Here is a 9,217-nt window from a genome sequence, read left to right as displayed (position 1 = left end):
CCCGTCGACAGCGCGCCGCCCGTGACACTCGCGCCATTGTTGACGTTGATCGTCAGGCTGTTGACCGCCGATCCGTTGTAGCCGTCGAGGTCCGTCGCCAGGCAGGTGACCACCGTGCCGCCCACATTGGGCAGGCAGTCGGCCATCGCCGCATTCGGCATGATGAATGCGCCGACACCGACCAAGGTCGTGCCGATCATCAGATTCTGCTTCGCGGTCAGCCGGATAGCCATGGTGTTAGACCCCTTTTTGTGCGGCATGACGTAACGTCAGCGGCGTCGTTATGATTGTTGCTTATCGCCCCTCAAATCCTTGCGCAAGATTAAATAAGTATTACTTTTCAAATTCAGTGCGAAAGTTCTGCAGGTGGGTCTTTTGTGCATTTAACCAATTCGCTCAGTCGGTCGATCACTTGGCTCGGTTCATCGTTAATAGGCGAATAACGGACGATCCGGCCTTGATGTGGGCCGCAAGCTGACGCGCAGGGTCACGCTCGTTGAGAACGCAAGAGAAACTCCATGCCATTCGGACGCCTGTTCAATTTCGCGTCGACCGATCTCGCCATCGACCTCGGCACGGCCAACACCGTCGTCTATCGTCGCGGCCACGGGATCGTCATCAACGAGCCGTCGGTGGTGGCGATGGAGACCCACAACGGCATCCGCCGCGTCCGCGCGATCGGCGCCGATGCCAAGCTGATGATGGGCAAGACCCCCGCCTACCTGAAAACTATCCGCCCGTTGCGCAGCGGGGTCATCGCCGACCTCGAAGTCGCCGAGCAGATGATCAAGCATTTCATCCTGAAAGCCAACGGCGGCCGCAACCGCTTCACCCGCGGCCCCGAAATCGTCATGTGCGTTCCTTCGGGCTCGACCCAGGTCGAACGCCGCGCGATCCGCGACGCCGCTTCCAACGCCGGAGCCAGCCGCGTCTGGCTGCTGGTCGAACCGATGGCCGCAGCGATCGGCGCCGGCCTCGAGGTGATCAAGGCCAAGGGCTCGATGGTGGTCGATATCGGCGGCGGGACGACCGAGGTCGGCGTGATCTCGCTGTACGGCCTGACCTACAGCATGTCGGTCCGCGTCGGCGGCGACAAGATGGACGACGCGATCACCCAGTCTGTGCGCCGCAACCACAACCTCCTGATCGGCGAGGCGACCGCCGAGAAGATCAAGAAGGACCTGGGCATCGCCAGCCCGCCCGGCGACGGGCGCGGTCGCAGCGCGCTGGTCCGCGGCCGCGACGTCGCTCGCGGGGTGCCGCGCGAAGTCGAAATCACCCAGGCCGAGCTCGCCGAGGCATTGCGCGATCCCGTCGGCCAGATCGTCCACGCGGTCCGTCGCGCACTCGAGAATACCGCGCCCGAGATTGCCGCCGACATCATCGACGACGGCATCACCATGACCGGCGGCGGATCGCTTTTGCCACAGATTGACGCGGTGCTGGCCGATGAGACCGGGCTACCCGTGCGGATCGCCGACAATCCGCTGATGTGCGTCGCGCTCGGCGCCGGGCGGGCGCTCGAGAACCCGGATTATCGCGGAGCACTCGAACGCGCTTGATTCAGGCGGGGTCTTCGGTCCGCGCCAGTACCCGCCCGAGCAGCCGCTCGATCGCGGCGGCACTCTCGGGCTCGTCGAGCGCCGGCACATGGCCGACGCCGGGCACCTCGACCAGTTCGACGTCGGGTATCTCGCGCACCATCCGCTTGGCGACCGCGGGTTCTAGCAGGTCGGTCAACTCGCCGCGCAGCACCGTCACCGGCCGCCCCGCGAGCGCGCGATAATAGGGCCAGATATCGGTCGGCGGCGCGCTCGCGGCGGCGTTAAATCCATCGGCGATCGCCGGGTCATAGTCCAAACGGATCGCGCCATCGCGCTCGCTCGCGGTGCGATGAGCAAACGCCTCCCACCGCGCGAGGTCCCAGCCGGGAAAGGCGTCGTGGTTATTCTCCATCAACGACCGCGCCAGATCGTCGAAGCTCGCATAGGATGTCGGCTGACCCACGTACGATGAAATCCGGTCGAGCCCACGCTTCTCGGTTTCGGGCCCGATGTCGTTGAGCAGCGCGCCCGCAATCCGCTCGGCATCGCGCATCGCCATGACCATCGTGATGATCCCGCCAAGCGACGTCCCGATGAACACCGCATCGGCGATTCCGAGCTGGTCGAGCAGCTTGAGCAGGTCGGCGGCATAGAATTGCGGCGTATAATGACTCGGGTCGGGATCGTATTCGCTAAGGCCCCGCCCGCGCAGGTCGACCGCGATCACCCGCCACTCGCCCGCGAACCGCTCGGCCACCGGCTCGAAATCGCGCGCGTTGCGGGTCAGGCCCGGGATGCACAGCAACGGCGGCCGGTCATGCGGTCCGTCATAATCGCGATAGTGGAGCTTCAGCCCGTCGGGGCTGTTGATATATCGGTCGGTAAAGCGTGGCATGGAGTTCCTCTCCGCGGCGTTCCCCCCTATCGCGGGGCAATGCCGCGCTCGCAAGCCTATCGCCCCGATCCCGCCATCCTTTCGTTGGGCGACGAGTTTTACGACCCGGTCGCGCCGGCCGATTTTCCGAAACATGTCGAACGCTTCTTCAATTCCCGATGGGCGCAGCGGGTCGGCCTCGGCAACCTCGACGCCGGGGAGCGCGAGGCCCATTTTGGCCGGTTCGAACCGCTCCCCGACAATCTCCCGCAGCCGCTCGCGCTCCGCTACCACGGCCACCAGTTCCGCCATTACAACTCCCAGCTCGGCGACGGCCGCGGTTTCCTCTTCGCCCAACTGCGCGACGTCCCCGCCCAAGATGGGAGGAACCGCTTGCTCGACCTTGCCACCAAGGGATCGGGCCAGACCCCGTGGAGCCGCCGCGCCGACGGCCGCCTGACGCTCAAGGGCGGAGTTCGCGAAATTCTCGCGACCGAGATGCTCGAAGCACTCGGGGTCAATACCTCCAAAACCTTCGCTCTCTATGAAACCGGCGAAGAACTGTGGCGTGGCGACGAGCCCTCCCCGACCCGCTCGGCGGTGCTCACCCGCCTCGGCCACGGCCACATTCGCATCGGCAGCTTCCAGCGCCTCGCCTATCTCGGCGAAACCGACAATATCGCCAGGCTCACCCGCTACTGCCTGACCAACCTTTACGGCGAACTAGCCGGGACCCACCCGCTCGAAGACGCCGCCCGCCTGTTCGAACTCGTCTGCGCCGCGACCGCGCGCCTCGCCGCCTCCTACCTCGCCGCCGGTTTCGTTCACGGCGTGCTCAACAGTGACAATATCGCCATCTCGGGCGAGAGCTTCGATTATGGCCCGTGGCGCTTCACCCCCGAATGGAACGAGCAATTCACCGCCGCTTACTTCGACGAGACTGGGCTCTACGCCTTCGGCCGCCAGCCCGAAGCGATCCACTGGGACGTCGCGCAACTCGCCGGCTGCCTCGCGCTGCTGGGCGAGGTTCCCGGCCTCGCCGACACACTCAATGGCTGGAGCGACCGCTTGCAGTCCGCGCTCGTGATCGCGCTGGTTGCCCGCCTCGGCGTCGCTCCAACCCACGACGACCGTCCGCTCGCCGCCGCGCTGATCAAGGCGCTCCAAACCCGAGCGGCCCCGATCGACCGGCTGTTCTTCGACTGGCGAGGCGGGCGCGATCCGGGCGGGGAGCTCTACGCCAGCGACCCGTTTCGCGACCTTGCCGCGATACTTGCCGGTCGCGAACATCCCCCCGCTCATGAATATTGGTCCGATCCAGACCCTTGCTCCATGCCGATCGACGAGGTCGAAACGCTTTGGGCCGCGATCGCCGAGCATGACGACTGGCGCCCCCTCGAAACGAAGCTCGCCGCGATCCGTCGCATGGGCGACGCCATGACATCGGACCGACCGGCTTGACCAACTTCATCGGACAGGCCAGCAAGCCCGCCGTGACCGGCACCATCAACAGGCTGATTTCAACCGAACCCGCAACCGGCACCGAACTCTGGTCGGGACCGATCGGTGACGCAACGGCCGAAGTCGCCGCCGCGCGCGCCGCCTGGCCCGCGTGGGCGGCGCAATCGGTCAGCTATCGTATCGAGACGATGCGCCGCTTCGCTAATGTCGTGCGCGCCCGGACCGCCGAATTCGCCGAACTGATCGCCCGCGAAACCGGCAAACCGTTCTGGGAAGCCAAGGCCGAGGTCGGCTCGGTCATCGGCAAGGTCGACATCTCGGTTTCGGCCTATTCCGAGCGCACCCCGATGCGAAAGATGGAAGGCGCGCTCGGCAGCAAGGTCGCCGTCCGCCACAAGCCGCATGGCGTGCTCGCCGTGCTCGGCCCCTATAATTTCCCGGCGCACCTACCCAACGGCCATATCGTCCCCGCGCTGATCGCCGGCAATACGGTCGTTTTCAAACCGTCCGAAAAGACCCCCGCGAGCGGCGCCTTTCTCGTCGACTGCTTCCACGAGGCAGGCGTCCCCGACGGCGTCCTCCGTCTGCTCATCGGCGGACCCGATGAAGGTCGCGCGCTCGCCGGCGAGGACGGCATCGACGGATTGCTGTTCACCGGCTCGGCCCGCGCCGGCGCCAGCCTCGCCCGCCAGTTTGCCGAGACCCCGCAGAAGATCCTCGCGCTCGAGCTTGGCGGCAACAACCCGATCGTCGCGTGGGACGTGAAGGACATCGACGCCGCCGCGACGATGATCGTCCAGTCGGCCTTTCTCTCCGCCGGACAGCGCTGCACCGCCTGCCGCAGGCTGATCGTCGAGGACGGCACCGAAGGCCCGCTGGTCGACGCGATCACCAGACTCATCGACCGCATTATCGTCGATAATCCGATGGCCGACCCGCAGCCGTTCATGGGCCCGGTGATCGACATCGCCGCCGCCGACGCGCTTCAGGACAGCTGGCTCGGGCTGATGATGAAGGGCGGCAAGCCGCTCCGCCGCCTCGACCGCCCCTTTGAGGAACGCCCTTACCTCACCCCAGCGATGATCGACGTGACCGACATCAAGGACCGCCCCGACGAGGAATTGTTCGGCCCGGTGCTGCAGATGATCCGGGTGAAGAGTTTCGACGCCGCGATCGACGAGGCCAACAACACCCGCTTTGGCCTCGCCGCCAGCCTGATCGGCGGCACTCCCAAGATGTACGACAAATATTGGGCCAACGTACGCGCCGGCGTAATCAACTGGAACAAGCCGACCAACGGCGCCCCGTCCAACGCCCCGTTCGGCGGGGTCGGCCTGTCAGGCAACCACCGCCCAAGCGCGTTCTACGCCGCCGATTACTGCGCCTATCCGGTGACCAGCGTCGAAGCCGAACTCGCCCGCGCGACAATCACCGAAGGTCTGCGCGACCCCTTCGCCGAGCGTTAACTACGCCCGCATCTCGGGCAGATAGCTCTCGTCCGCCGCGTCGCTGAACTTGGTCACCCGCGCGTCGAACCGCATCCGCACCTTCCCGGTCGATCCGTGGCGCTGCTTGGCGACGATCAGTTCGGCCATGCCATAGACCCGCTCCATGTCGCGCTGCCACTGCTCGTGCGCTTCGAACACCTTGGCATCGTCGCCGTCCATCGCCCGCTTGGGCTCGCGCGCAGCGACGTAATAATCCTCGCGGAACACGAACAGCACGATGTCGGCGTCCTGCTCGATCGAGCCCGATTCGCGCAGGTCCGACAGCATCGGCTTCTTGTCCTCGCGCTGCTCGACCGCGCGACTGAGCTGCGACAGCGCCAGCACCGGCAGGTGCAATTCCTTGGCGAGTTGTTTCAGCCCGCGACTGATCTCGGATATCTCCTGGACCCGATTGTCGCCCGACGAGCCCTTGCCGCTACCCGACAGCAATTGCAGGTAATCGACCACGATCATCCCGATATTCTTCTGCCGCTTCAACCGCCGCGACCGTGTCCGCAGCGCGGCGATGGTCAGCCCCGGGGTGTCGTCGATATACAGCGGCAGGCTCGACAGCTCGCCCGACGCGCGTGCCAGTTGCTGGAATTCCTGCCGGCTGATCTTGCCGGTGCGCAAATTTTCCGAGCTGATCCCCGACTGCTCAGCCAGGATGCGCGTCGCCAACTGATCGGCCGACATTTCCAGGCTGAAGAAGGCCACCGCCGCCCCCGCCGACTTGGCCGGCTCGATGCCGTCCTCGATGTCGCGCTGGTAACGCTGCGCCGCCGCGAACGCCATGTTGGTCGCAAGGCTGGTCTTGCCCATTCCCGGCCGCCCGGCAAGGATCGTCAGGTCGGACCGGTGCAGCCCGCCGATCTTGGCGTTGACCCCGTCCAGCCCGGTCGTGATCCCCGACAGATGCCCGCCATTGTTGAGCGCGACCTCGATATTCTTGATCGCTTCCTTGGTCGCGTCGGAGAAGCTCTTGACCTTGCCCTCGCTCCCGCCCTCTTCGGCGACGCGGTACAGTTCGGTCTCGGCCCGCTCGATCTGGGCCAGCGGAGCGACGTCCTCGCTGGTGTCGAGCGCGCCTTCGACCATCTCGCGCCCAACCCCGACCAGCGCGCGCAGTAACGCCAGGTCATAGATCTGCGCCGCAAAGTCCCGCGCTCCGATCACCGCCGCGCCCGACCCGGTCAACTGCGCGAGAAAAGCCGGTCCGCCAACCTCCTTCATCGCCTCGTCGGCCTCGAACAGCGGGCGCAGCGTGACCGGATTTGCGATCATGTTCTTGTCGGTCATGCGCAGCACGGCGTCGTAGATCCGCCCGTGCAAAGGCTCGAAGAAATGATGCGCTTTGAGCCGCAGCTGGACGTCCTCGACGATCCGATTGTCGATCATCAACGCGCCAAGCAGCGCCGCCTCGGCCTCGACATTGGCGGGGAGGGTCGGCGGTGCGGGCAGGTCTTGCGACCCGTCGATACGGAGGATTTCGGCCATGGGGCTCAATACCCCTGACCGGATGCGCCACTCCAGCGTGATTCTGCATCAGTGCGATTTTTATCTGGGACGAAATGTGAATCGTTCGTCGAAAACGTCTGATTTCAAGGATTTCTGACGAATTTTGCAGGACACCTCACGGTCAAGCATCGTGCATTGCAAGATACGACAATCGTCAATATTCAGGACGGGTCCGGTTGAAGGCGCTGATACGTCAGGCTTGGAATCCTGATCGTATGTTGGACGTTGCAATCAACCGGACCACGCCAGCGTCGAACCAGGTGACTGGCTCTCCGATCGGCTTACCGATGCGAAGGATAGTAAAGCCTTCTTTCCCCGGTGCCAGCATCGACCGCGAAATATCGGTGGATGCCTTGTGGAAAACTATGCAGTCGCCATCGCTTCCGCCCCGCGTGACCGCTACGTCGCCCCCATGAGCATCCTCTCCGACCGCTGGATTCGCGAGCAAGCGCAAAACCACGCCATGATCACCCCGTTCGTCGAGGCCCAGCGCCGCGACGGCTGCATCAGCTACGGCCTGTCCTCCTATGGCTATGACGCGCGCGTCGCCGACGAGTTCAAGATCTTCACCAACGTCGATTCGGCGATCGTCGATCCCAAGGATTTCGCCGCCAACAGCTTCGTCGACCGCAAGACGAACTGCTGCATCATCCCGCCCAACAGCTTCGCCCTTGCCCGCACGGTCGAATATTTCCGCGTGCCGCGCGACGTGCTGGTCATCTGCCTCGGCAAGTCGACCTATGCGCGCTGCGGGATCATCGTCAACGTCACCCCGCTCGAACCCGGTTGGGAAGGTCATGTCACGCTCGAATTTTCGAACACGACCCCGTTGCCCGCGAAGATCTACGCCAACGAAGGCGCGTGCCAGTTCCTGTTCCTGCAGGGCAACGAACCGTGCGAAGTCAGCTACGCCGACCGCGCCGGCAAATATATGCATCAGCAGGGGGTAACCTTACCCAAGCTTTGATCCGGGCGACCAAGGCTGACCAAGGTTCTGCCGAAGCTTTATGCGGGGTTCTCCGCCAGCTTCGCCCGCCCGGTGACGATCAGGTCGACCCAGTCGGCAAAGGCGCATGCAAAGCCGATCACGAACTTGCCCAGCATTTCGTCGCTGATCGTTCCGTCGGCGGCCAGCTTGGCATCGCTCAGCGCTCCCCAATAGGCCTCTGGCTGCTGCATCACTGGCACGTCGAGGAACACGCAGCACTGGCGCACGGCATGGTTAGACCCGAACCCGCCGGTCATCCCCGGCGACCCCGAGAACACCGCAGCGGGCTTCTTCGAGAAGACGCTCTTGCCATAGGGCCGCGACCCCACGTCGATGGCGTTCTTCAGCGCGCCGGTGATCCCGCGATTATATTCGGGGGATCCGAACAGCAAACCGTCACAACCCGCGATCGCCTGGCGGAAGGCGGCATATTGCGCCGGCGCGGCATCGCCGTCCTTGTCCTGAGAGTAGAGCGGCAAGTCGCCGATCTCGACCGGGACGATGTCCATCCGCTCGTCCACCGCCGCCGTGATCGCCAGCCCGAGCCGCTTGTGGAAACTATCCTTGCGCAGCGATCCGTTGAGAAAGGCGATGCGATGCTTGGTCACGGGCAGGCTCCTTGATGGGTTACCCCCTCAATGAAGCCCGCCCGAGATAGTTGCGTGCCAGAGCCTGATTGTTTGAAGTGGAAGCGCTTGGCGCTTCCACCGAACGCGTGAATCAGGGTCTTGTTTTGAGCTCAGGCGTCCGCCGGAAGCCGGTGCAGCGCGCACACCTTGTTGCCGTCGGGATCGCGCAGATAGGCGAGATAAAGGTTCATCCCGCCGCCGCTGCGCTTGCCCGGCGGATCCTCGATCGCGGTGCCGCCAGCGGCAACTCCGGCTTCGTGCCAGGCGTGCGCCTGCTCCGGACCGGTCACTGCAAATCCGACCGTGCAGCCATTGCCGTGCGTAGCCGGCTCGCCATTGATCGGCGGGGTAACCAGAAACACTGCGCCGTCCTTGAGGTACATCAGCCGCCCCTTGGGATCGACGACCCCCGGCTTGCCCCCCGTCGCGACGAACAGCGCGTCGTAGAATTTCTTCGACCGCTGGATGTCGTTCGATCCGACCATCATGTGGCTGTACATGTGCATCTCCTTTTGCAGTTTGGGCGATGCCACGCGCACGGCTCCCCGCCAAGGCGCGATCAGCCTTTTTTTACGGTCACCCGCAAGAATGTCGCGGGGATGTGCGTCCGACCCGCATCGCCCTCGTTCTGCCGAGTGAACAGCGCAACCAGCTCGTCGTGCAGCGCCTCCTCGCGCCCGTCCTTCGCGGCGGCGTCGAACGCGTTCATCGTCGGC

Annotated in this window: 9 protein-coding genes; 4 read left to right on the top strand and 5 right to left on the bottom strand. The window is 64.7% G+C overall.

The genetic code is table 11. The features are described from left to right. A partial coding sequence (locus Q0R27_RS02585) for a hypothetical protein (RefSeq protein WP_293940612.1) occupies positions 1 to 233 on the bottom strand: 233 nt, incomplete at its 3' end. Between the two features lie 285 nt (positions 234 to 518). Here Q0R27_RS02585 and Q0R27_RS02580 point away from each other — a divergent pair. Continuing rightward, complete coding sequence (locus Q0R27_RS02580) at positions 519 to 1,562, top strand: rod shape-determining protein (protein ID WP_293940610.1); 1,044 nt, start codon at positions 519 to 521, stop codon at positions 1,560 to 1,562. Position 1,563: 1 nt separating this feature from the next. Here Q0R27_RS02580 and Q0R27_RS02575 read toward each other — a convergent pair whose 3' ends face one another. After that, a complete protein-coding gene (locus tag Q0R27_RS02575; protein ID WP_293940608.1) occupies positions 1,564 to 2,439 on the bottom strand; it encodes an alpha/beta hydrolase in 876 nt (291 codons plus the stop codon). A 39-nt stretch (positions 2,440 to 2,478) separates the two neighbouring features. Here Q0R27_RS02575 and Q0R27_RS02570 point away from each other — a divergent pair, with 39 nt between their 5' ends. Further along, on the top strand, positions 2,479 to 3,879 hold the full coding sequence (locus tag Q0R27_RS02570; protein ID WP_293940607.1) for a protein adenylyltransferase SelO family protein: 1,401 nt from the start codon (positions 2,479 to 2,481) through the stop codon (positions 3,877 to 3,879). 44 nt (positions 3,880 to 3,923) lie between these two features. Then, a complete protein-coding gene (gene astD / locus Q0R27_RS02565; protein WP_293940618.1) occupies positions 3,924 to 5,345 on the top strand; it encodes a succinylglutamate-semialdehyde dehydrogenase in 1,422 nt (473 codons plus the stop codon). Here the strand turns inward: astD and Q0R27_RS02560 are convergent, their stop codons facing one another. Further along, the gene (locus tag Q0R27_RS02560) at positions 5,346 to 6,863 is read right to left on the bottom strand and encodes a replicative DNA helicase (protein ID WP_293940606.1); all 1,518 of its coding nucleotides are present in this window, start codon (positions 6,861 to 6,863) and stop codon (positions 5,346 to 5,348) included. Positions 6,864 to 7,296: 433 nt separating this feature from the next. Here Q0R27_RS02560 and dcd point away from each other — a divergent pair, with 433 nt between their 5' ends. Then, complete coding sequence (dcd, locus tag Q0R27_RS02555) at positions 7,297 to 7,851, top strand: dCTP deaminase (RefSeq protein ID WP_293940616.1); 555 nt, start codon at positions 7,297 to 7,299, stop codon at positions 7,849 to 7,851. A gap of 38 nt (positions 7,852 to 7,889) precedes the next feature. Here the strand turns inward: dcd and Q0R27_RS02550 are convergent, their stop codons facing one another. Together Q0R27_RS02550 and Q0R27_RS02545 are read right to left on the bottom strand one after the other, a co-directional pair. After that, positions 7,890 to 8,480 (bottom strand): NADPH-dependent FMN reductase, encoded by a 591-nt coding sequence (locus Q0R27_RS02550; RefSeq protein ID WP_293940605.1) that lies wholly within the window; start codon positions 8,478 to 8,480, stop codon positions 7,890 to 7,892. Between the two features lie 131 nt (positions 8,481 to 8,611). Continuing rightward, entirely contained in the window at positions 8,612 to 9,001 is a 390-nt protein-coding gene (locus Q0R27_RS02545; RefSeq protein ID WP_293940614.1) for a VOC family protein, read from the bottom strand. Positions 9,002 to 9,217 lie beyond the last annotated feature (216 nt).

Origin of the sequence: Sphingomonas sp. (assembly GCF_025362505.1) — a bacterium.
Classification (GTDB): domain Bacteria; phylum Pseudomonadota; class Alphaproteobacteria; order Sphingomonadales; family Sphingomonadaceae; genus Sphingomicrobium.
This window is presented reverse-complemented; position numbering and strand designations above follow the sequence as displayed.

What these genes read in the sequence shown, in the direction of transcription:
- Q0R27_RS02580 (WP_293940610.1), top strand. Translation starts at nt 519, where the DNA reads ATGCCATTCGGACGCCTGTTCAATTTCGCGTCGACCGATCTCGCCATC.
- Q0R27_RS02575 (WP_293940608.1), bottom strand. Translation starts at nt 2,439, where the DNA reads ATGCCACGCTTTACCGACCGATATATCAACAGCCCCGACGGGCTGAAG.
- Q0R27_RS02570 (WP_293940607.1), top strand. Translation starts at nt 2,479, where the DNA reads ATGCCGCGCTCGCAAGCCTATCGCCCCGATCCCGCCATCCTTTCGTTG.
- Q0R27_RS02560 (WP_293940606.1), bottom strand. Translation starts at nt 6,863, where the DNA reads ATGGCCGAAATCCTCCGTATCGACGGGTCGCAAGACCTGCCCGCACCG.
- dcd (WP_293940616.1), top strand. Translation starts at nt 7,297, where the DNA reads ATGAGCATCCTCTCCGACCGCTGGATTCGCGAGCAAGCGCAAAACCAC.
- Q0R27_RS02545 (WP_293940614.1), bottom strand. Translation starts at nt 9,001, where the DNA reads ATGTACAGCCACATGATGGTCGGATCGAACGACATCCAGCGGTCGAAG.